The following is a 21174-nucleotide window of genomic DNA, read 5'->3' as shown; positions in this document are numbered from 1 at the left end:
CCAAAATCATTAGGCCAGTTCAGCTTGCCTGCGATAGCGGTGTATCAGTCACTGATGAGTTGACTGACAGATAGCTATCGCAGGCAAGCCAGCTCCCACATTTTGAATATGTGCAGGGCAGCGAAATCTAAGCGGGTTTGGTTCGCTCCGACGGCCTACGCACCCCGGCAACGATCTTGTCCACCGCCTTGGTCGCCGCGACCATGCCAAACGTCGCCGTCACCATCATCACCGCACCAAACCCACCCGCGCAGTCCAGCTTCACCCCATCCCCGATAAAACTTTTCTGCAAACAGATGCTGCCATCCGGCTTGGGATAGCGCAGTTGCTCGGTCGAAAACACGCACGGCACGCTGTAATGGCGGGTCACGGTGCGCGAGAAGCCGTAGTCGCGGCGCAGGGTTGAACGCACTTTGGAGGCCAGCGGGTCATTGAAGGTACGGTTCAGGTCACACACCTGGATCAATGTCGGGTCGATCTGCCCACCGGCGCCCCCGGTGGTGATGATCTGGATCTTGCGGCGCTTGCACCAGGCAATCAGCGCCGCCTTGGCGTTGACCGCGTCGATGCAGTCGATCACGCAGTCGATGTCCGGCGTGATGTATTCGGCCATGGTGTCGCGGGTCACGAAGTCCGCGACCGCGTGCACCGTGCAATCCGGGTTGATGCCGCGCAGGCGCTCAGCCATTACCTCGACCTTGGGTTTGCCCACGGTGCTGTCCAGGGCATGCAACTGGCGGTTGCTGTTGCTGACGCAGACGTCGTCCAGGTCAAACAGCGAAATCTCGCCCACCCCGCAACGGGCCATGGCTTCCGCCGCCCAGGAGCCCACGCCGCCGACGCCGACGATCGCCACATGGGCCGCTTTCAAGCGTTCCAGGCCTTCAATGCCATACAAGCGGGCGACGCCTGCAAACCGTGGATCTTCTGTACTCATGACCATTACCCCAAAAACCGGCGCGCATTATGGACTACAGAGCGACAAGTTCGAAGCGACAAGCTACAAGTAAAGAACTTAGATGGCCTTTCGCTGACTAATGTCCGGTTTTTCTCTGCTTGCTGTACGGTCAGGGAAGGGCCGGTGTAGGATGCGCGCCGTTCGGCGCAGGCCGACACCTCTTTTCGTTCCACACCCTTTGGAACCCGAAATAGCCATGGCATCGCGTAAATTTGGACTCAACCTGGTGATCGTGCTGGCAATCGCCGCGCTGTTCACCGGCTTCTGGGCGCTGATCAACCGCCCGGTCACCACCCCCAACTGGCCTGAACAGATCTCCGGGTTTTCGTACTCGCCGTTCCAACAAGGCCAGTTCCCACAAAAAGACCAATACCCGACCGACGATCAGATGCGCCAGGACCTGGCGATCATGAGCAAGCTGACGGACAACATCCGTACCTACTCGGTTGACGGCACCCTGGGGGACATCCCCAAGCTGGCGGAAGAATTCGGCCTGCGGGTAACCCTGGGGATCTGGATCAGCCCGGACCTGGAACGCAACGAACGTGAGATCCAGCGCGCCATCGAAATCGCCAACAGCTCGCGCAGCGTGGTGCGGGTGGTGGTCGGCAACGAAGCGTTGTTCCGCGAAGAGATCACCCCCGAAGCGCTGATCGTGCTGCTGGACCGGGTGCGCGCCGCCGTGAAAGTGCCGGTGACCACCTCCGAGCAATGGCACATCTGGGAAAAGAACCCGCAACTGGCCAAGCACGTCGACCTGATCGCCGCGCACATCCTGCCGTTCTGGGAATACATCCCGATGGACAAGGCCGGCCAATACGTACTCGATCGTGCCCGAGACCTGAAAAAACTCTTCCCGAAAAAACCGCTGCTGCTGTCGGAAGTCGGTTGGCCGAGCAACGGCCGTATGCGCGGTGGTAACGAAACGTCGCCCGCCGACCAAGCCATTTACCTGCGCACGCTGGTGAACAAGCTGAACCGCCAGGGTTACAACTACTTCGTGATCGAGGCGTTCGACCAGCCGTGGAAAGTCAGTGACGAAGGCTCCGCCGGCGCCTACTGGGGCGTGTACAACGCCGCTCGCCAGCAGAAATTCAACTTTGAAGGCCCGGTGGTCGCAATCCCGCAATGGCGCGTACTGGCCATCGGCTCGGTGGTATTGGCGCTGCTGTCGCTGACCTTGCTGATGATCGACGGCTCGGCCCTGCGCCAGCGTGGCCGCACCTTCCTGACCTTTATCGCGTTCCTGTGCGGTTCGGTGCTGGTGTGGATCGGCTACGACTACAGCCAGCAATACAGCACCTGGTTCAGCGTGACGGTCGGCATCTTGCTGGCACTTGGCGCCCTCGGCGTGTTTATCGTGCTGTTGACCGAAGCCCATGAACTGGCTGAGGCGGTGTGGACCCACAAGCGCCGGCGTGAATTCCTGCCGGTTGAAGGGGATTCGGACTACCGTCCGAAAGTGTCGATCCACGTGCCGTGCTACAACGAGCCGCCGGAGATGGTCAAACAGACCCTCGACGCCCTGGCCGCGCTGGATTACCCGGACTACGAAGTCCTGATCATCGACAACAACACCAAGGACCCGGCCGTCTGGGAACCGGTGCGTGATTACTGCGAAACCCTCGGCCCGCGCTTCAAGTTCTTCCACGTCTCGCCCCTGGCCGGTTTCAAGGGCGGCGCGCTGAACTACCTGATCCCGCACACCGCCAAGGATGCCGAAGTGATCGCGGTGATCGACTCGGACTACTGCGTGTCGCCGAACTGGCTCAAGCACATGGTGCCGCACTTCGCCGACCCTAAAATCGCCGTGGTGCAGTCGCCGCAGGACTACCGCGACCAGAACGAAAGCACCTTCAAGAAGCTCTGCTACGCCGAATACAAGGGCTTCTTCCATATCGGCATGGTCACCCGTAACGACCGTGACGCGATCATCCAGCACGGCACCATGACCATGACCCGTCGTTCGGTGCTCGAAGAACTGGGCTGGGCCGACTGGTGCATCTGCGAAGACGCCGAACTGGGCCTGCGCGTATTCGAGAAAGGCCTGTCGGCGGCGTATTACCACGACAGCTACGGTAAAGGCCTGATGCCGGATACCTTTATCGACTTCAAGAAACAGCGTTTCCGCTGGGCGTATGGCGCGATCCAGATCATCAAGCGCCACACCGCCAGCCTGCTGCGCGGCAAGGACACCGAGCTGACCCGTGGCCAGCGCTACCACTTCCTCGCGGGCTGGTTGCCGTGGGTGGCGGACGGCATGAACATCTTCTTCACCGTGGGCGCGCTGTTGTGGTCGGCGGCGATGATCATCGTGCCGACGCGCGTCGACCCGCCGCTGCTGATTTTCGCGATCCCGCCCTTGGCGTTGTTCGTGTTCAAGGTGGGCAAGATCATCTTCCTGTACCGCCGCGCCGTCGGCGTGAACCTCAAGGACGCGTTCTGCGCGGCCCTGGCTGGCCTGGCGTTGTCGCACACCATCGCCAAGGCGGTGCTGTATGGCTTCTTCACCAGCAGCATTCCGTTCTTCCGTACACCGAAGAACGCCGACAACCACGGCTTCTGGGTCGCGATTTCCGAAGCCCGGGAAGAGATGTTCATCATGCTGCTGTTGTGGGGAGCGGCACTGGGGATCTACCTGGTGCAAGGCCTGCCCAGCAACGACATCCGCTTCTGGGTAGTGATGCTGCTGGTGCAGTCGCTGCCGTACGTGGCGGCGCTGATCATGGCGTTCCTTTCGTCGCTGCCCAAACCCGCAGCGACGCCGGCGCCTGAACCGGCCGTGTAAAAACTTGCGCAATGCACTAAACGGCGGCCTCTGGCCGCCGTTTTGCTATAAGATAACGGCCGTTTTGTGGGTCTTAGCCGAGCGCTGCTCTCTGTGGGAGCTGGCTTGCCTGCGATGCAGACGCCGCGGTTTGGCAGGTAGACCGTGGCGATGCTATCGCAGGCAAGCCAGCTCCCACATTGGATCTGCGTTGTTTCAAGCCCACATTCGTCCTGCGCCCATTACACGCTTCCGGAGCTTTCCATGACGGCCCATGCCGACCTTTCGCCGACCCTTCAACTTGCCATCGACCTGATCCGTCGCCCCTCGGTCACGCCGATCGATGCCGATTGCCAGAAGCTGATGATGCAGCGCCTGGGCGACGCCGGTTTTGCGCTCGAGCCGATGCGCATTGAAGACGTGGACAACTTCTGGGCCACCCACGGTAAGCACGAAGGCCCGGTGCTGTGCTTTGCCGGTCACACCGACGTGGTGCCCACCGGCCCGGTCAAGGCCTGGCAGAACGACCCGTTCGACGCGCTGATCGATGAAAACGGCATGCTCTGCGGGCGTGGCGCGGCAGACATGAAGGGCAGCCTGGCGGCCATGCTGGTGGCGTCGGAGCGTTTCGTCACCGACTACCCGGACCATCGCGGTTCGGTCGCGTTCCTGATCACCAGCGATGAAGAAGGCCCGGCGCACCATGGCACCAAAGCCGTGATCGAGCGCCTGGCAGCCCGCAAGGAACGCCTGGACTGGTGCATCGTCGGCGAACCATCGAGCACCACCCTGGTGGGCGATGTGGTCAAGAACGGCCGTCGCGGCTCCCTCGGCGCCACCCTGACCGTGCGCGGCGTACAAGGCCACGTGGCCTACCCGCACCTGGCGAAGAACCCGATCCACCTGGCTGCACCGGCCCTGGCTGAACTGGCGGCTGAGCACTGGGACGACGGCAATGCCTTCTTCCCGCCGACCAGCTTCCAGATCTCCAACCTCAATTCCGGTACCGGCGCGACCAACGTGATCCCGGGCGACCTGACGGCGGTGTTCAACTTCCGTTTTTCCACCGAGTCCACCGTCGAAGGCCTGCAGCAACGCGTTGCGGCGATCCTCGACAAACACAACCTGGACTGGCACGTGGAGTGGTCGCTGTCGGGCCTGCCGTTCCTCACCGAACCCGGCGCCCTGCTGGACGCCGTATCGGCCAGCATCAAGGCGGTCACCGGCCGTGAAACCAAGGCCTCTACCAGTGGCGGCACCTCCGACGGGCGTTTCATCGCCACCCTCGGCACCCAAGTGGTCGAGCTGGGCCCGGTCAACGCGACGATCCACCAGGTCAACGAACGTATCCTGGCCAGCGACCTCGATGTACTGACCGAAATCTACTACCAGACCCTGATCAAGTTGCTCGCCTGATGCTCGCCTGCCCCATTTGCAGCGCCCCGCTCAACGCGGTGGACAACGGTGTGGCCTGCCCGGCCGGGCACCGTTTCGACCGCGCGCGCCAGGGCTACCTGAACCTGTTGCCGGTGCAGCACAAGAACAGTCGCGACCCGGGTGACAATCTGGCGATGGTGGAAGCTCGCCGTGACTTCCTCAACGCCGGGCACTACGCACCGGTGGCCAAGCGCCTGGCGGAACTGGCCGCCGAGCGCGCACCGCAGCGCTGGGTGGATATCGGTTGTGGCGAGGGTTACTACACCGCCCAGATCGCCGATGCCCTGCCCCAGGCCGATGGGTACGCGCTGGACATCTCCAAGGAAGCGGTCAAGCGTGCCTGCAAGCGCAACCCGGCGCTGACCTGGTTGATTGCGAGCATGGCACGCGTGCCCTTGGCGTCAGGCAGCTGCCAGTTCCTCGCCAGCGTGTTCAGCCCGTTGGATTGGGAAGAGGCCAAGCGCCTGCTCAGCCCTGGCGGCGGTTTGATGAAGGTCGGCCCGACCAGTGGCCACCTGATGGAACTGCGCGAGCGTTTGTACGACGAAGTGCGCGAGTACACCGACGACAAGCACTTGGCTCTGGTGCCGGAGGGCATGAGCCTGGCCCACAGCGAGACGCTTGAATTCACCCTGAGCCTGGCCGAGCCCAAGGACCGCGCCAACCTGCTGGCGATGACGCCCCACGGCTGGCGGGCCAGCGCCGAGCGCCGCTCCGAAGTGATCGAGGCCGCAGAGCCGCTGCTGGTCACTGTATCGATGCGCTACGATTATTTCGTGCTTCAATAACCGACTTTTCCGCGAATGGATTTTCGAATCCCGCAACGAGGAACATCCATGCGCCAACCCGATATCGAGATTTACCTGAAGGACGCCGACGTCGACCACAAGGCCATCGCCGCCTGGCTGGGCGCCGCCCTGGGTCCGTGCTCCGACTGGGTCCAGAAGGGCCAGACCTACAAGTGCAAGGCCGGCAGCGTGCCCGTCACCTGGCTGCCGAAGGCTGTAGGCAAATGGAACAGCCTGTACCTGGAAAGCGACCAGACCCCGTGGGACGACGACATCGCCTGCGCCCGCGCCGCGTTTGCTGCACTGAACGTTGAAGTGCGTTGCGCGCCGGGGACCTGGGTCGAGGAAGAAGGTGAAGAAAGCGCCGACACCTGGGTTCGCATCAGCGCCGACGGTGAAGAGCAAATCACCTGGAAAACCGCCTGACCTAAAACCTCAAACCCGATCAATGTGGGAGCTGGCTTGTGTGGGAGCCGGGCTTGCCCGCGATGCAAGCACCTCGGTCTGTCAGACAGACCAGAGTGATGCTATCGCAGGCAAGCCAGCTCCCACACAAGCCAGCTCCCACAGTTGATTGGGTTACCAAATCGACATAGGTCCGGCCTTACAGCCCCACCACATCCTCAGCCTGCAAGCCCTTCTCGCCGGTCACCACGGCGTACTCCACCTGCTGGCCTTCAGCCAGGGAACGGTGGCCCTCACCGCGAATGGCGCGGTAGTGCACGAACACATCCTTGCCATCCTCGCGCTGAATAAAGCCATAGCCCTTTGCATCGTTGAACCACTTCACATTGCCGGTTTCGCGCGTTGCCATCTGTTTTGCTCCCACATGCTTTTTATTGTTGAGTCAGTCGCATTGAACTGCCGAGTATATGACAGGCTCAAAAAGCTTCAACTCAAGTTTATTTAGCCGCTTTTTTGCCGATTTTCGGCGAATACGGCACACTACCCGCCCGAGCACCTGCTCGGTTTTTTCCACTTGAAGCAGCACGCCTATGACCCGCTCCCCGTTCCGCCGTCTGGTGTTTGGCACCTTGCGCCGACTGTTGTACCTCTGGGTTCGCTCGGAGACGATCAACCAGTCGTCCCTAACCCTTAACCTGGACCGCAGCCGGCCGGTGTTCTACGTCCTGCAATCGCCCTCCCTCACCGAACTGGCGGTGGTCGATGCCGAGTGCACCAAGGCCGGCCTGCCGCGCCCGGTGTTGCCGGTGTCAGTCGGCCCGTTGATGGAACCGGCGGCGTTCTTCTACCTCACGCCAGAGCCCGACTGGCTCGGCCGCCAGGACAAACGTGGTGCACCGCCGACCCTGACCCGTTTGGTCAACACCCTGACCGAACACGCCGAAGAGAATGCACAAATCATTCCGGTCAGTGTGTTCTGGGGCCAGTCACCCGAAAGCGAGTCCAGCCCGTGGAAGCTGCTGTTTGCCGACAGCTGGGCGGTCACCGGGCGTCTGCGCCGCTTGTTGAGCATCCTGATTCTGGGCCGCAAGACCCGCGTGCAATTCTCTGCGCCTATCAACCTGCGTGAATTGATCGAGCACAATAAAGGCCACGAACGCACCGTGCGCATGGCCCAGCGCATCCTGCGCGTGCACTTTCGTAACCTGAAAACCGCCGTAATCGGTCCCGATTTGTCACACCGTCGCAACCTGGTGAAAGGCCTGGTCAATATGCCGCTGGTGCGCCAGGCCATTGCCGACGAAGCCGAACGGGAAAAGATCAGCCCGGAAAAGGCCAAGGCCCAAGCCCTGCGCTATGGCAACGAGATTGCCTCGGACTACACCTACACCGCGATTCGCTTCCTTGAAGTGGTATTGAGCTGGTTCTGGAACAAGATCTACGACGGCATCAAGGTCAATAACATCGAAGGTGTGCAAAAGGTTGCCCAGGGTTACGAGGTCATCTACGTGCCTTGCCACCGCAGCCACATCGACTACCTGTTGCTGTCCTACCTGCTGTTCAAGAACGGCCTGACCCCACCGCACATTGCCGCGGGCATCAACCTGAACATGCCCGTCATCGGCAGCCTGCTGCGCCGTGGCGGTGCGTTTTTCATGCGCCGCACCTTCAAGGGCAACCCGCTCTACACCTCGGTGTTCAACGAATACCTGCACACGCTGTTCACCAAGGGCTTCCCGGTGGAGTACTTCGTCGAAGGCGGCCGTTCGCGCACCGGGCGCATGCTGCAACCGAAGACCGGCATGCTGGCGATTACCCTGCGCAGTTTCCTGCGCTCCTCGCGCATGCCCATCGTGTTCGTGCCGGTGTATATCGGTTATGAGCGCGTGCTCGAAGGCCGTACCTACCTCGGCGAGCTGCGCGGCGCGAGCAAGAAGAAAGAATCGATCTTCGATATCTTCAAAGTGGTCGGCGCCCTCAAGCAGCGGTTTGGCCAGGTCGCGGTCAACTTCGGCGAACCGATCAAGCTGGCAGAGTTCCTCGACGCCGAGCAGCCGGACTGGCGCACCCAAGAATTGGGCCCGAACTACAAACCAGCCTGGCTCAACGAGACCACCAACCGCCTGGGCGAACAGGTGGCGCGCCACTTGAACGAAGCCGCCGCCGTGAACCCGGTCAACCTGGTGGCGCTGGCGCTGCTGTCCACCACCCGCCTGGCCCTGGACGAACAGGCCATGGCGCGCCAGCTTGACCTGTACCTGGCCCTGCTGCGCCGTGTGCCCTATTCGCCCCATACCACCTTGCCCGAAGGCGATGGCCTGGCGCTGATCAAGCATGTGAAGGACATGGACCTGCTGTCGGAACAGAGCGACGCTCTGGGCAAGATCCTGTACCTGGACGAGCAGAACGCCGTCCTGATGACCTACTACCGCAACAACGTGCTGCACATCTTTGCCCTGCCGGCGTTGCTGGCGAGCTTCTTCCAGAGCAGCTCGCGCATGAGTCGCGAACAGATCCTGCGCTACACCCACGCTCTGTACCCGTACCTGCAATCGGAGCTGTTTATCCGCTGGTCGCTGGACGAGTTGGACACAGTGATTGACCAATGGCTGGAAGCTTTTGTCGAGCAAGGCCTGCTGCGCTTCGAGAACAATGTGTACTTGCGCCCGGCGCCAAGTTCGCGGCACTTTGTGTTGCTGACCCTGCTGTCCAAGAGCATTGCCCAGACTCTGCAACGCTTCTACATGGCGATCTCGTTGCTGCTCAACAGTGGCCAGAACAGCATCAGTGCCGAAGAGCTGGAAGACCTGTGCACGATCATGGCCCAACGCCTGTCGATCCTGCATGGCCTGAACGCGCCGGAATTCTTCGACAAGAGCCTTTTCCGACATTTCATCCAGACCCTGCTGGAGCAAGATGTACTGCGCCGCGATGAAGCCGGCAAGCTGAGCTACCACGACCTGCTCGGCGAACTGGCCGAAGGCGCGGCAAAACGTGTACTGCCCGCCGAGATTCGCCTGTCGATTCGCCAAGTGGCGTTGCATCGCGTCGACGGTGCTGCCGAAGCGCTGGTGGAGCCCGAAGCGCCCAAACCTGAAGAAAGCCGCTAGATTGAATAAGGCGTCGGGCGGTTTCCGACGCCGTTGACAAGGAGCTGTACCATGAAAAAGATCATTCTCCTCGGCCTCACGGCCCTGCTCGGAGCCTGCCAATCGATGAACCCTGCGCCGAAAGCCAGCCTCGACGGCGAAGTGTTCTACCTGCAACGCATCGCCCTGCCACCCGCGGCCACCCTGAGCGTGAGCCTGCAAGACGTGTCGTTGATGGACGCGCCGGCCGTGACCCTCGCCGAACAGAAAGGCCCGGTCAAAGGCCAGGTGCCACTGCCGTTTCACTTGAGCTACGACCCTGCCCAGGTCAAGCCGGGCCACAGTTATTCGGTGAGCGCTCGCATCGAGCTGGATGGCAAGCTACTGTTTATCACCACCGAGCGACACTCTGTGCAGCTCAACGGCCAAGACCCACAACCGCTGCGCCTGCGGGTTGATGCCGTCGCGCACTGACACTTTCCAGTACACCCGATCAAAAGGAAGCGCCCATGCTCCGTAACTCCCTTCGCCTCACTGCCCTGTGTGCCGGCCTGCTGCTCGGTGCCAACGCCATGGCCCTGGACCTTGGCAGCCTGTCCCAGGGCGACGCCTCTGGTGGCCTCAAGGACGCACTGACCCAAGGCGCGCAGATCGCCGTGAAACAACTGGGTGTGCCCGGTGGTTTCAGCAACAACCCTGAAGTGAAGATCGGCCTGCCAGGCAAGTTGGGCAAAGTGGCCGACAAGCTGAAGATGTTCGGCATGGGTGACCAGGTCACGCAACTGGAAACCAGCATGAACAAGGCGGCTGAATCCGCCGTGACCCAGGCTCAGCCGATCCTGGTCAATGCGGTGAAAAACATGAGCGTGACCGACGCCAAGGGCATCCTCACCGGAGGCCAGGACTCGGCAACCCAATACCTGAACAAGAGCAGCCGCGAAGAAATCCGCGCCAAGTTCCTGCCCATCGTCAAGGCAGCGACCGACAAGGTCGGCGTGGCCCAGCAATACAACGCCCTGGCCGGCAAGGCTGCGGCCTTTGGCGCAGTGGATGCCAAGAGCGCAAACGTCGAGAACTATGTAACCGAACAAGCGCTGGACGGCCTGTTCAAGATGATTGCCCAACAGGAAGAAACCATTCGCAAGAACCCGGCGGCGGCAGCCACCAGCCTGGCGAAAAAGGTGTTTGGCGCGCTGTAAGCGCCCTACCCTTTCACTGCGCCCAGATCGCTGACTACGGATCTGGGCGCAGTTGTTTCAGACGATCCGTTTAGCGATTAATCGAAAACAGCGGGTACGAAGGTCGGTGGGGATAGGCCTGCCCGGCATCGGGGTAGGGCTTGCCGTGACCAGGCTTGCAGTGATGGCCGTGACCGTAGCCTGGCTGGGTTGGATGTGGGCGGTGATGATGTCCAGGCCCCCCATACCCAGGCCTCTGTGGGTTAGCAGGCTCAAAGCCCTTGTGTGGCAGGTTGTTCCCAAGCAAGGCCCCGAGAAACGCGCCTTTGAAAGCTGCAATCGCCGTTAAAATCGTCATGTGACACTCCATACACTCAATGAAATAGGCCGGCTCGCCACTGGCGAGGTCCAGGCCTGTGCCTGTCCATCAGGCGAGTCTGAGTGGAGCGCCACGGGCAAACGTTCCGAATGCCCTGACGCCCGTTTGCATCTGCATGTAAAACCGCACAAAGCGGCTTCAGTGAAAAACCGAGTCGGCCAGCCGGCTCATCATGAGTGTGGCAAAGCAGCAAATCGCCACGGACGTCGCGCGGTTGATCCTCAACGGCGTGAGCCACGCCTTCTGAATACCTTCGAACCGACTGCCCAACAGGATCCAAGCCGTCCCTACCGGTATCACCACCAACGCGAGCGTCAGCATGAACCCCGCATACCCTTGCAACGAGGCAAAGGCGTTTGTCGGTGCGATAAACGAAACAATCAGCAGGCCTTTGGGGTTCATCACTGTCAGCCAGAAAAAGTACAGCCCGCTGAAACGATCCCTTCCAGGATCGCTGTCGCCACTTTTTCGCTGCCATAACTTGAACGAGACATACAGCAAGTAACAGGCCGCGACCAACTGGGTGAGCTTCAACGCCCACGGCGAGTAGGTTGCCAGGTACAGCAGCGCCACGCCCCACACGGACACCTGCAGCAGGTACGCCAGGCATTCGACAAGCACCAGCCGCCACGACGCCCGATACCCGAACAACACCCCGGCGCGAAACAACAGGGTATTGGTCGGGCCGGGGGCAAGCAGCAACAACAGCAGGGCTGAAACGGTGGCCAGCATGATTACGCGACGTCCTTACTCACTCGGAACCACGCAGCATACAGGGCTGGCAAGAACAATAGGGTCAACGCCGTCGCCACGATCAAGCCGCCCATGATCGCCACGGCCATCGGCCCGAAGAACACACTGCGCGACAGTGGAATCATCGCCAGTACCGCCGCGAGGGCGGTGAGAACGATCGGCCGGAAACGTCGGACAGTGGCCTCGATGATCGCCTGCCACGGGGCCAGGCCGGCCTTGATGTCCTGTTCGATCTGGTCCACGAGGATCACCGAGTTACGCATGATCATCCCCGACAGGGCGATGGTGCCCAGCATGGCCACGAAGCCAAAGGGCTGGCGGAAGACCAGCAGGAACAGGGTCACCCCGATCAAGCCCAATGGCGCGGTCAGAAACACCATCGCGGTGCGTGAGAAACTGCGCAGTTGCAGCATCAGCAACGTCAGCACCACCACGATAAACAGCGGCACACCGGCTTTGACGGAGTTCTGCCCACGGGCGGAGTCTTCAACCGTGCCGCCTACTTCCAGCAGGTAGCCGTCCGGCAATTCGGCGCGCACACCCTCCAGGGTCGGCAGGATTTGCTGGACCAGGGTGGCCGGCTGTTCCTTGCCATAGATATCGGCGCGGATGGTGACCGTCGGCAGGCGATTGCGGTGCCAGATGATGCCTTCCTCAAAACCGTATTCGAGGGTGGCGATTTGCGACAGCGCGACGCTTTTGCCGTTGTCGGTCGGCACCGCCAGGCTTGGCAGCAGCGACAATTCGGTGCGCTCATGCACGGTGCCGCGCAGCAGGATCTCGATCAACTCGTTGTCCTCCCGGTACTGGCTGACGCTGGAGCCGGTCAACGAACTCTGCAGGAATTTCGACAGGTTGGCGGTACTCACGCCGAGGGCACGGGCGCGATCCTGATCGATATTCAGGTAGACGATCTTGCTCGGTTCTTCCCAGTCCAGGTGCACGTTGACCACGTGGGTGTTTTCGCGAACCTTGGCCGCCACCTTGCGCGCCAGGGCACGTACTTCTTCGATGTGCTCACCGGTCACGCGAAATTGCACCGGGTAGCCTACAGGCGGGCCGTTTTCCAAACGGGTAACGCGCGAACGCAAGTCGGGGAATTGTTCGTTGAGGGTCTCGATCAGCCAGGTGCGCAGGCTTTCACGCTCTTCGATAGTTTTAGCCAACACGACAAACTGGGCGAAGCTGGCGGCGGGCAGTTGCTGATCCAGAGGCAGGTAGAAACGCGGTGACCCCGTGCCGACATACGCCACATAGTTCTCGATGCCCGCGTGCTCCTTGAGCAACGCCTCCAGGCGCTTGACCTGATCGGCCGTGTTGCTCAGGGAGGCGCCTTCGGCCAGCTTCAAGTCGACCATCAACTCCAGGCGACCGGAAGCCGGGAAGAACTGTTGCGGCACAAAACGAAACAGCGCCACCGAGCCGATAAACAGCAACAGGGTCAGGACGATCACGGTTTTGCGCCGACGCACGCACCACTCCACCAAGCGCCTTACACGCTGGTAGAACGGCGTGCCGTAGGGATCTGGGCCGTCGGTGCCATGTTTGGCCGCGTGAATCTTCGCCAGGTCCGGCAGGAGTTTTTCCCCCAGGTACGGCACAAACACCACCGCCGCGACCCACGAGGCCAGCAGCGCAATGGTCACCACCTGGAAAATCGAACGGGTGTATTCGCCGGTACTCGATTGCGCGGTGGCAATCGGCAGGAACCCGGCCGCCGTGATCAGGGTGCCGGTGAGCATCGGGAATGCGGTGCTGGTCCAGGCAAAGCTGGCAGCCTTGAGCCGGTCGTACCCCTGCTCCATTTTGATCGCCATCATTTCCACGGCGATGATCGCGTCGTCCACCAACAAGCCCAACGCCAGCACCAACGCGCCGAGGGAAATCTTGTGCAAGCCGATGCCGAGGTAATACATGGTGGCGAAGGTCATCGCCAACACCAACGGAATCGCCAGGGCCACCACCATGCCGGTGCGCACGCCGAGGGAAAAGAAGCTCACCAGCAACACAATGGCCAAGGCTTCGGCCAACACCTGGACGAATTCACCAACACTGGTTTTCACCGCCGCCGGCTGGTCTGACACCTTGCGCAGCTCCATGCCGGCCGGAAGGTTCTTCTGCAGGCGTGCGAACTCGCCTTCCAGCGCCTTGCCCAGCACCAGAATGTCGCCGCCTTCACGCATCGCCACGGCCAGGCCGATCGCATCGGCGCCCATGTAGCGCATGCGCGGCGCGGGCGGGTCGTTGAAACCACGGTGGATGTCGGCTACATCGCCGATGCGGAAAGTACGGTCACCCACGCGAATCGGGAAATTACGGATCTCCTCCACACTTTTGAAGTTACCCGACACGCGCAACTGCACACGCTCGGTCGGGGTTTCAAAGAAGCCGGCCGTGGAGACCGCGTTCTGTTCCTGCAAGGCCTGCTGCACTGCCGCCAACGGCAGGCCCAGGGTAGCCAGCTTGAGGTTGGACAGTTCAATCCAGATCTTCTCGTCTTGCAGGCCCAGTAACTCAACCTTGCCCACATCCGGCACGCGTTGCAGTTGAATCTGGATGCGATCGGCGTAGTCCTTGAGCACGGCGTAGTCGAAGCCGTCACCGGTCAGGGCGTAGATATTGCCGAAGGTGGTGCCGAACTCATCGTTGAAAAACGGCCCCTGGATATCCGGCGGCAAGGTTTGGCGGATGTCGCTGATCTTCTTGCGCACCTGGTACCACAGCTCGGGAATCTGCGCCGAGTGCATGGAGTCGCGAGCCATGAAGGTGACCTGTGATTCCCCCGGGCGCGAGAAGGACACGATGCGCTCGTATTCGCCGGTTTCCATCAGCTTCTTTTCAATTCGCTCGGTGACCTGGCGCGAGACTTCCTGAGCCGTCGCCCCCGGCCAATTGGTTTTGATGACCATGGCCTTGAAGGTGAAGGGAGGATCTTCGCTTTGCCCCAGTTTGGTGTAGGACAAGGTGCCGACGACGGCCAACAGGATCATCAGGAACAGTACGATCTGGCGATTACGCAACGCCCATTCGGAAAGATTGAAACCCATTGGGGACTACTCCTTGGCCGCCAGATTCACAACTCGGTTGGAGCGATCCACCGGGCGCACTTGCTGGCCCTCATGGAGTACATGCACGCCGGCTGCGATCACCCAGTCAGTGGGGCTCAAGCCTTCGAGCACCGGCACGGTTTTCTCGCCAAACGCACCGATGCGCACCGGGGTGCGTTTGAGCGTGTTGTCCGGTTGCACGCGCCACACGTAGGACGCGCCGTTCTCCGCGCTGAGAGCAGACAGCGGCACCGACAGCGGAATCACGCCGTCGGCTTGTATGAATACGCGGGCACTCTGGCCCAGCTCGGCAGGGACTTTTCCACCGGTGAAGGCCACACGGGCGGCAAAGGTGCGGGATTTGGGATCTGCGGCAGGCGACAGCTCGCGGATACGCCCGGCAAAACGCTGGTCGGGCTGGCTCCACAGTTCCACCGACACCGGCTGGCCGATCTTGAAACGGCCGAAGCCTTGCTCGGGCAGGCTGATCAGCACTTCACGCTCGCCATCGGTGGCCAGGGTGAATACGGTCTGGCCAGCGGACACCACTTGGCCCACTTCAACTGCACGCTTGGCGACCACCCCGTCCTGGGGCGCCCGCAATACGGCATAACCGGCCTGGTTGCTGGACACGTCGAACTCGGCCTTGATCTGCTTGAGGCGTGCTTCACCGGATCGGTAGAGGTTTTCGGAATTGTCGTACTGGGAGCGACTGACCATCTGACGGTCCATCAGGGTCTTGTAGCGGTCACGCTCGGCGCGTACCAGGCTCAGGTTGGCCTCGGCGGCGGCCACTTGGGCGCGGGTGGCTTCCAGTTGCAGGCGCACGTCCTGGGGGTCGAGTTCGGCCAGCGGTTGGTTGGCCTTGACCCGTTCACCCTCTTCCACCAGGCGTTTGCTGACCTTGCCACCGATGCGAAAAGCCAGGTCCGGCTCGTAACGCGCCCGAACCTCGCCCGGGTAGCTGTCCATCGCCTGCGCCGAAGGCTGTGGTTGCACCACCATGGCCGGGCGGACGGTGGTCTGGGCCGCTTCTTCATGGCCGCAAGCGGCCAAGAGGAAGACCAGGCTGGCAGGCAACGCAAGGGGCAGGAAAGTACTGCGCATGCTGAAGGACCTTTCGCAAATGGAGCTAGGAATAATTATACTGGCGGGTATGTTATTAATACCAAACTCACCAGTCCAGTATTAAAGGTGAAAATGTCCGACAATCCCACCAACACCAATAGCCCCGGGCGTCCCAAGGACATGGCAAAACGCCAGGCTATCCTCGAAGCCGCGAAAATCCTGTTTTTGAGCAATGGCTACGCCAGCACCAGCATGGATGCCGTGGCGCTGGAAGCCGGCGTGTCGAAGCTGACCGTCTACAGCCACTTCAACGACAAAGAGACCTTGTTCACCGCCGCCGTCGTGGCGACGTGCGAGGAACAGTTGCCGGTGATGTATTTCGAATTGCCCGAAGGCATGCCCGTGGAAACGGTGCTGCTGAATATTGCGCGGGGCTTCCATCGGCTGATCAACAGCGAGGAATCGGTGAACCTGCATCGCCTGATGATGACCACCGGCAACCAGGACGTGAAACTCTCGCAGATCTTCTTCGAGGCAGGCCCGATGCGCATGCTGCAAGGCATGGAGCGCCTGCTCAGCCGGATCGACCAGAGCGGCGCCCTGAGCATCGACAAGCCGTTTACGGCAGCCGAGCACTTCTTCTGCCTGCTCAAGGGCACGGCAAATTTCTGTCTGCTGTATGGCTGTGGCGGGCACCTGAGTGAGGACGCCGCCGAAGCGCATGTGCAGGATGTGGTGGGGTTGTTTATGCGGGCGTATCGACCCTGAGACCGCTATCGCCGGCAAGCCGGCTCCTACAAGGGCAGCACATTTCCGTGTAGGAGCCGGCTTGCCGGCGATGAGGCCCTAAAGGCCAACAAAGCATCAGGCCTTGAGCGCCTTCTTCGGATAAATGTCATACCGGCTGGATTTCCCATCCAGCGCATGGCTCGGCTTCGGCCCTTCAATGCACGGCGCCTTGCGCGGGCGCTTGACCACCACCCGGTGGCTGGCCAATGCCAACGCCGCGGCCAGCAATGCCGGGGCATCCGGATCATCACCCACCAACGGCCGGAACAGGCGCATTTCCTTCTTCACCAGGGCGGTTTTCTCACGATGAGGAAACATCGGATCGAGGTAGATCACCTGGGGCGGCTCGCCTTCCCAGTTGCGCATCACCTCAATGGAATTGCCCTTGAGCAGCTTCATGCGCGCCACAATGGGGGCCACTTCAAAATCGTCGGCACCGCGCGCCAGGCCGTCCTCCAGCAAGGCGCCAATCAGCGGCTGGCGCTCGATCAGGCTCATGTCGCAGCCCAGGCTGGCCAACACGAACGCGTCCTTGCCCAACCCCGCCGTGGCGTCCAGCACCCGGGGGCGCACGCCCTGGGCAATGCCGACCGCCTTGGCAATCATCTGCCCGCTGCCACCGCCGTACAACCGCCGATGGGCCGCGCCACCTTCAACAAAGTCCACCCGCACCGGCCCCGGCGCGTCAGGCCCGAGCTGTTGCAACTGCAGGCCTTGTTCGCCGACCTGCAGGGAAAAGTCCGCGTCTGCCAGCGCTAACGGCAAGCCAAGTCGCGCCGCCCACTGCTCGGCAAGGGCCTGGAAACCTTCGGCCAAGGCTTCGACCTGAATGCGGCTGGCCGCTGGTTGTTCGCTCATCAATCGCTACGCTCAAAAATATTAAGGATCGGCAAACAACGGCCGATAAAAATAACAGTCAGGTATTTTGCCAGAGCTGAGCGTCGACCGAGAAAAATGTCAGACATTCTTCCCCTAACCATCGGTGTACTGCCGACCCACAACCACTACGGCCTGCGCAATACCCAAGCGCTGGCCGGGGTGAGCCATGTGTGGCAGGACTTCTTCGCCCGTGCGCTGGCCGAGCAGCTTGGCGAAACGCCGGACGCGCTCGCCGCCAAGGCGCCTGCACCGGCAGACCCAACGGTAGAACCGCGCGAAGGCGCCGACCTGCTGTCGCAGATCCTCACCCAGCGTGAGTGCGACGTGACCGACACCGAAATTGCTCCGCCTGAGCCGCTGTTCCTGCCGATCGCCGAATTCGAAACCGATTTGCTGCCACCGCCTGCGACGCCATTCCCGGCAGACGAAATCGTCGCGCAACAACGCCAACAGAATTTCGACAGCGAATGGGTCCGCCCGCTCGTATTGAACGCAGGCCAACCTCTGCCAGAACCAGGCCCGGCACCCGACCCGCGCCCACTGCACCTGCCGATTGCCGAGTTCGAACTGGACCTCCTGCCACCGGCTGCAACGCCGTATCCCACCGAAGAGCTGGTGGCACAACAGAAGGCCTTGGACTTCGACTACTACTGGGCACGCCCGCTGGTCACTCAGAACCTGCGCCTGGCAGCCTGATTCACCCCTTGAAAAAGGCGTTGGCCTGGCTAAAGGGCATCTTGCGTTCGGTAAACGTGAAAGTGCCTAACTCATACACCTCCTGCGCTGCGCGGTAGAACTCGCCATAGGCCGCCAAGGCCAGGGCCGAACCGACGCTGATACGCCGCACGCCCATCTCGCTCAATTGCGCCACGCTGAGGTTCAGCCCACCGGACATCAACACGTTCACCGGCTTGGGCGCGACCGCCTTGACCACCGCCAGCACTTCTTCGGCATTGCGCAACGCCGGCGCATACAGCACGTCAGCACCGGCTTCGGCGTAGGCTTGCAGGCGGCGAAGGGTGTCGGGCAAATCCAGGCGACCATGCAGGAGGTTTTCCGCACGCGCCGTCAGCGTGAACGGGAACGGCAAGCTGCGGGCAGCAGCAACCGCGGCTTCCACGCGCTCGACGGCGAGGTCGAAAGGATAAATCGGGTCAGCAGCAATGCCGGTGGCATCTTCGATAGAGCCACCGACAATACCCGTGGCCGCAGCCCGCAGAATGGTCTGGGCACAGCCTTCGGGCGTGTCGCTGAAGCCGTTTTCCAGGTCCGCCGCCACCGGCAGCGAAGTCGCGCGGGCGATGGTGCCGGCGTTGCCCAGTGTGTCTTCGAGGGACAGCGCGCCTTCTGCATCCGGCCGGCCGAGGCTGAAGGCAAAGCCCGCACTCGTGGTGGCCAGGGCTTCGAAGCCAAGGCTCGCCAGCATGATCGCGGAACCCGCATCCCACGGGTTGGGCATCACGAAGGCACGATCACGCTCATGCAGGGCCTTGAAGGTTTCGGCGCGAAGGGTTTGGGCATCCATGGCTGACTCCAGGCGAAAAAGGAGCCTTAGAGTAACCCCAGTTGCTCCGCAGCGGGTTCCCGATGCAAGGTCGGCAGCGCTGGCAAACCGGGCAGGCGCGCCATCAGCCTGTCGTGAAAGCGCAGCGCCAGTTGCGCGGCGAGGCGGTTATCCGAGGTGTGCAAGAAGACGTAGGGCGTGCGCCCCTCTTCGATCCAGGTGGCGATCTTTTCAACCCAGGGGATCAGGAACGGATCGTTGGCTTCCAGCTCCGGGTGACCAATAAAACGGACCTGCGGGAATTGAGTGAGCGCTGCCGGACGGGGCGGCACCTTGGGCTTTTTCGATTGGGCGTGCAGCACCGCCGCCGAGGTCGAGGTGCAACTGAACAAGGCACGCGGATCGAGGCAGATGCGCTCCACACCTCGGTCACGCAACAAGCGGTTGAGCATGCGCTCGGCATCCCCCTTGGCGAAGAACTCCGGGTGGCGCACTTCTACCGCCAAGGGGCGCTCAAGGCCGTCGATAAACCCGGCCAGCTCGCCCAGGCGCTGCGGCGAGAAACCCGCCGACAGTTGCAGCCACAGTGGCGAAACACGCTCACCCAACGGGCTCATCAAGCCGACAAAACTCTCGGCAGCCGGCAACTGTTCGCGCAAGTCGCCACCATGGCTGATATCACCCGGGAATTTGGCCGTGAACCGAAAATCATCGGGCATGATTTCGGCCCAGCGTTGCACCGTGGCGGCCGAGGGGCGCGCGTAAAACGTGGTGTTGCCTTCGACGGCATTGAAGACCTGTGAATACAGGCCAAGGTAATCGCTGGAGCGGGCATCGACGGGGTACAGGTACTCGCGCCAGGCGTTTTCACTCCAGGACGGACAGCCGATGTAGTAAGGCAGGCGCATCAGATGTGGATGTCGAGACCCAGCACTTCCATATCCCATTCGACAAAACCGGCGGTGGTCAGGTAACTGGCCAGGGCGGTGGCGACGTTTTTGCTCATGGAGCGGGGGAAGACCATGTCTTGCTGACGGGCGGGAAGACCGCTGAAACGCGCTTGGGCATTGGCTTGCGCATCGGACTGGACTTCAATGAAGTCCGGCGAATCCTCGACGGAATCGTCCACCGTAGCGCTGGCCTTACGCGGCTTGCGCTTGATCGGGTACGACTGTGAGGAAAAGCCATCAATACGCATGGGCGCGAACTCGCTATCAGTAATGGCATTTTGGCAGCACTGTCCGTAGTGCGCAAATGCTCTGGTGATAACTAGAACACATAATTTGAAAAAGGTTTAAACACACGGGCAAATTCTGACGATTGGTGAAATTCACACCAAAATGCCAGCATTTTTGGCGTCAAATAATCCCGCGTTCGGCCTTGGTCTGCGCCACCTTATCGCGCAGGTAAACCGGTGCCGCCTGGTCGGCCGGGATGGCCTCGCCGCGTTCGAACGCAAAGCGTGCCAGGGCCAGCAAGTCTTCAGCGTGGGGCAGCATCGTGGCGTCCTGGCCAACCGTTTTAACACCGATGCGCTGGCCATACCCCCAACCGGTGCCAGCACCGAACCAGTCACCGCTGGCATCCTGCGGCAGTGCCGACGCCTCCGGTGCCTGCACGGCCTCCTCGCCTACCAGGCGCATCTCACCTGCCGTTTCGCGGTAGCAACCCCAATAGACTTCGTCCATGCGTGCATCGATTGCCGCTGCCACTTGCTTGGCGCCGTGTTCACGCAAAGCGCGCTGCGCCAGCACCGCTAGGTTGGACACCGGCAACACCGGACGCTCCAGCGCAAACGCCAGCCCCTGCACCACACCGATGGCAATGCGCACACCGGTAAACGCGCCCGGGCCACGGCCAAAGGCGATGGCATCGACTGCCGACAAGGTGGTGCCGGCGTCTTCCAGCAGTTGTTTGATCATCGGCAACAGCTTCTGCGCGTGCAGGCGCGGGATCACCTCGTAGTGGCTCGTGACCTTGCCATCGTGCAGCAGGGCAACGGAGCAAGCTTCAGTCGCGGTATCCAGGGCCAACAGGGTGCTCATCGGTGCGGGTGTCCAGGTCGAAAAAAAGTGCGCCAGTATAAACAACAACGGCCCGCAAGCGGGCCGTTGTCTGTGAAGCCGACCGAAG

At 61.6% G+C, this 21174-nt stretch carries 19 protein-coding genes; 9 read left to right on the top strand and 10 right to left on the bottom strand.

Features of this window, described 5'->3' with window-relative positions; all coding sequences use genetic code 11:
• Nucleotides 1-127: 127 nt before the first annotated feature.
• Nucleotides 128-937 (bottom strand): tRNA cyclic N6-threonylcarbamoyladenosine(37) synthase TcdA, encoded by an 810-nt coding sequence (tcdA, locus tag HX792_RS29695; RefSeq protein ID WP_371319391.1) that lies wholly within the window; start codon nt 935-937, stop codon nt 128-130.
• Between the two features lie 217 nt (nt 938-1154).
• Between tcdA and HX792_RS29690 the strand changes: the two genes are divergently transcribed.
• The 4 genes from HX792_RS29690 to HX792_RS29675 all read left to right on the top strand — a co-directional run bounded on the left by HX792_RS29690 (nt 1155) and on the right by HX792_RS29675 (nt 6376).
• A complete protein-coding gene (locus HX792_RS29690) occupies nt 1155-3746 on the top strand; it encodes a glycosyltransferase (protein WP_176999391.1) in 2592 nt (863 codons plus the stop codon).
• 243 nt (nt 3747-3989) lie between these two features.
• Nucleotides 3990-5141: a succinyl-diaminopimelate desuccinylase gene (dapE, locus tag HX792_RS29685; RefSeq protein WP_176999390.1), complete on the top strand. Its 1152-nt coding sequence runs from the start codon at nt 3990-3992 to the stop codon at nt 5139-5141.
• Nucleotides 5141-5950, top strand: a complete 810-nt coding sequence (locus HX792_RS29680; protein WP_176999389.1) for a putative RNA methyltransferase — start codon at nt 5141-5143, stop codon at nt 5948-5950. The genes dapE and HX792_RS29680 overlap by 1 nt, the downstream gene beginning before the upstream one ends.
• 48 nt (nt 5951-5998) lie before the next feature.
• On the top strand, nt 5999-6376 hold the full coding sequence (locus HX792_RS29675; RefSeq protein ID WP_176999388.1) for a hypothetical protein: 378 nt from the start codon (nt 5999-6001) through the stop codon (nt 6374-6376).
• Nucleotides 6377-6554: 178 nt separating this feature from the next.
• Here the strand turns inward: HX792_RS29675 and HX792_RS29670 are convergent, their stop codons facing one another.
• The gene (locus HX792_RS29670; RefSeq protein ID WP_003219353.1) at nt 6555-6764 is read right to left on the bottom strand and encodes a cold-shock protein; all 210 of its coding nucleotides are present in this window, start codon (nt 6762-6764) and stop codon (nt 6555-6557) included.
• Between the two features lie 181 nt (nt 6765-6945).
• On the opposite strand from HX792_RS29670, the gene plsB reads away from it, so the two are divergent.
• From plsB to HX792_RS29655, 3 genes are read left to right on the top strand one after another with little or no spacing between them, the layout of a single operon-like run.
• On the top strand, nt 6946-9465 hold the full coding sequence (gene plsB / locus HX792_RS29665; protein WP_176999387.1) for a glycerol-3-phosphate 1-O-acyltransferase PlsB: 2520 nt from the start codon (nt 6946-6948) through the stop codon (nt 9463-9465).
• 51 nt (nt 9466-9516) lie between these two features.
• Complete coding sequence (locus tag HX792_RS29660) at nt 9517-9918, top strand: YbaY family lipoprotein (RefSeq protein ID WP_176999386.1); 402 nt, start codon at nt 9517-9519, stop codon at nt 9916-9918.
• 35 nt (nt 9919-9953) lie between these two features.
• On the top strand, nt 9954-10643 hold the full coding sequence (locus HX792_RS29655) for a DUF4197 domain-containing protein (protein ID WP_176999385.1): 690 nt from the start codon (nt 9954-9956) through the stop codon (nt 10641-10643).
• Nucleotides 10644-11139: 496 nt separating this feature from the next.
• Here HX792_RS29655 and HX792_RS29650 read toward each other — a convergent pair whose 3' ends face one another.
• The 3 genes from HX792_RS29650 to HX792_RS29640 are packed head-to-tail and all read right to left on the bottom strand — an operon-like array spanning nt 11140 to nt 15908.
• Complete coding sequence (locus HX792_RS29650; RefSeq protein ID WP_176999384.1) at nt 11140-11733, bottom strand: LysE family translocator; 594 nt, start codon at nt 11731-11733, stop codon at nt 11140-11142.
• A gap of 2 nt (nt 11734-11735) precedes the next feature.
• The gene (locus HX792_RS29645; RefSeq protein WP_176999383.1) at nt 11736-14801 is read right to left on the bottom strand and encodes an efflux RND transporter permease subunit; all 3066 of its coding nucleotides are present in this window, start codon (nt 14799-14801) and stop codon (nt 11736-11738) included.
• Nucleotides 14802-14807: 6 nt separating this feature from the next.
• On the bottom strand, nt 14808-15908 hold the full coding sequence (locus HX792_RS29640; RefSeq protein WP_176999382.1) for an efflux RND transporter periplasmic adaptor subunit: 1101 nt from the start codon (nt 15906-15908) through the stop codon (nt 14808-14810).
• 93 nt (nt 15909-16001) lie between these two features.
• Between HX792_RS29640 and HX792_RS29635 the strand changes: the two genes are divergently transcribed.
• A complete protein-coding gene (locus HX792_RS29635) occupies nt 16002-16637 on the top strand; it encodes a TetR/AcrR family transcriptional regulator (protein WP_176999381.1) in 636 nt (211 codons plus the stop codon).
• A 96-nt stretch (nt 16638-16733) separates the two neighbouring features.
• On the opposite strand, the gene HX792_RS29630 is transcribed toward HX792_RS29635, so the two are convergent.
• On the bottom strand, nt 16734-17516 hold the full coding sequence (locus HX792_RS29630) for a class I SAM-dependent methyltransferase (RefSeq protein WP_176999380.1): 783 nt from the start codon (nt 17514-17516) through the stop codon (nt 16734-16736).
• 96 nt (nt 17517-17612) lie between these two features.
• On the opposite strand from HX792_RS29630, the gene HX792_RS29625 reads away from it, so the two are divergent.
• Nucleotides 17613-18233, top strand: coding sequence for an energy transducer TonB (locus tag HX792_RS29625; protein ID WP_176999379.1), 621 nt, complete (start codon nt 17613-17615; stop codon nt 18231-18233).
• Between the two features lies 1 nt (nt 18234).
• Here HX792_RS29625 and HX792_RS29620 read toward each other — a convergent pair whose 3' ends face one another.
• The 4 genes from HX792_RS29620 to tsaB form a co-directional block, all read right to left on the bottom strand.
• Nucleotides 18235-19062, bottom strand: coding sequence for an oxaloacetate decarboxylase (locus HX792_RS29620; protein WP_176999378.1), 828 nt, complete (start codon nt 19060-19062; stop codon nt 18235-18237).
• A gap of 26 nt (nt 19063-19088) precedes the next feature.
• Complete coding sequence (locus HX792_RS29615; protein WP_176999377.1) at nt 19089-19949, bottom strand: DUF72 domain-containing protein; 861 nt, start codon at nt 19947-19949, stop codon at nt 19089-19091.
• Complete coding sequence (locus HX792_RS29610; protein WP_176999376.1) at nt 19949-20239, bottom strand: hypothetical protein; 291 nt, start codon at nt 20237-20239, stop codon at nt 19949-19951. Before HX792_RS29610 ends, HX792_RS29615 begins: the two co-directional genes overlap by 1 nt.
• 160 nt (nt 20240-20399) lie before the next feature.
• Nucleotides 20400-21086, bottom strand: a complete 687-nt coding sequence (gene tsaB / locus HX792_RS29605; RefSeq protein WP_176999375.1) for a tRNA (adenosine(37)-N6)-threonylcarbamoyltransferase complex dimerization subunit type 1 TsaB — start codon at nt 21084-21086, stop codon at nt 20400-20402.
• Between the last annotated feature and the right edge of the window lie 88 nt (nt 21087-21174).

It is taken from the genome of Pseudomonas sp. B6002, assembly GCF_013385985.1.
In the GTDB taxonomy this organism is placed as follows: domain Bacteria; phylum Pseudomonadota; class Gammaproteobacteria; order Pseudomonadales; family Pseudomonadaceae; genus Aquipseudomonas.
The sequence above is the reverse complement of the archived record's forward strand: the minus strand, read 5'-3'. Positions and strand labels throughout refer to the sequence as shown.

Excerpts from the sequence above, each read along its gene's own strand:
- tcdA (WP_371319391.1), bottom strand. The coding sequence starts at position 937 with ATGAGTACAGAAGATCCACGGTTTGCAGGCGTCGCCCGCTTGTATGGC.
- HX792_RS29690 (WP_176999391.1), top strand. The coding sequence starts at position 1,155 with ATGGCATCGCGTAAATTTGGACTCAACCTGGTGATCGTGCTGGCAATC.
- dapE (WP_176999390.1), top strand. The coding sequence starts at position 3,990 with ATGACGGCCCATGCCGACCTTTCGCCGACCCTTCAACTTGCCATCGAC.
- HX792_RS29680 (WP_176999389.1), top strand. The coding sequence starts at position 5,141 with ATGCTCGCCTGCCCCATTTGCAGCGCCCCGCTCAACGCGGTGGACAAC.
- HX792_RS29675 (WP_176999388.1), top strand. The coding sequence starts at position 5,999 with ATGCGCCAACCCGATATCGAGATTTACCTGAAGGACGCCGACGTCGAC.
- HX792_RS29670 (WP_003219353.1), bottom strand. The coding sequence starts at position 6,764 with ATGGCAACGCGCGAAACCGGCAATGTGAAGTGGTTCAACGATGCAAAG.
- plsB (WP_176999387.1), top strand. The coding sequence starts at position 6,946 with ATGACCCGCTCCCCGTTCCGCCGTCTGGTGTTTGGCACCTTGCGCCGA.
- HX792_RS29660 (WP_176999386.1), top strand. The coding sequence starts at position 9,517 with ATGAAAAAGATCATTCTCCTCGGCCTCACGGCCCTGCTCGGAGCCTGC.
- HX792_RS29655 (WP_176999385.1), top strand. The coding sequence starts at position 9,954 with ATGCTCCGTAACTCCCTTCGCCTCACTGCCCTGTGTGCCGGCCTGCTG.
- HX792_RS29650 (WP_176999384.1), bottom strand. The coding sequence starts at position 11,733 with ATGCTGGCCACCGTTTCAGCCCTGCTGTTGTTGCTGCTTGCCCCCGGC.
- HX792_RS29645 (WP_176999383.1), bottom strand. The coding sequence starts at position 14,801 with ATGGGTTTCAATCTTTCCGAATGGGCGTTGCGTAATCGCCAGATCGTA.
- HX792_RS29640 (WP_176999382.1), bottom strand. The coding sequence starts at position 15,908 with ATGCGCAGTACTTTCCTGCCCCTTGCGTTGCCTGCCAGCCTGGTCTTC.
- HX792_RS29635 (WP_176999381.1), top strand. The coding sequence starts at position 16,002 with ATGTCCGACAATCCCACCAACACCAATAGCCCCGGGCGTCCCAAGGAC.
- HX792_RS29630 (WP_176999380.1), bottom strand. The coding sequence starts at position 17,516 with ATGAGCGAACAACCAGCGGCCAGCCGCATTCAGGTCGAAGCCTTGGCC.
- HX792_RS29625 (WP_176999379.1), top strand. The coding sequence starts at position 17,613 with ATGTCAGACATTCTTCCCCTAACCATCGGTGTACTGCCGACCCACAAC.
- HX792_RS29620 (WP_176999378.1), bottom strand. The coding sequence starts at position 19,062 with ATGGATGCCCAAACCCTTCGCGCCGAAACCTTCAAGGCCCTGCATGAG.
- HX792_RS29615 (WP_176999377.1), bottom strand. The coding sequence starts at position 19,949 with ATGCGCCTGCCTTACTACATCGGCTGTCCGTCCTGGAGTGAAAACGCC.
- HX792_RS29610 (WP_176999376.1), bottom strand. The coding sequence starts at position 20,239 with ATGCGTATTGATGGCTTTTCCTCACAGTCGTACCCGATCAAGCGCAAG.
- tsaB (WP_176999375.1), bottom strand. The coding sequence starts at position 21,086 with ATGAGCACCCTGTTGGCCCTGGATACCGCGACTGAAGCTTGCTCCGTT.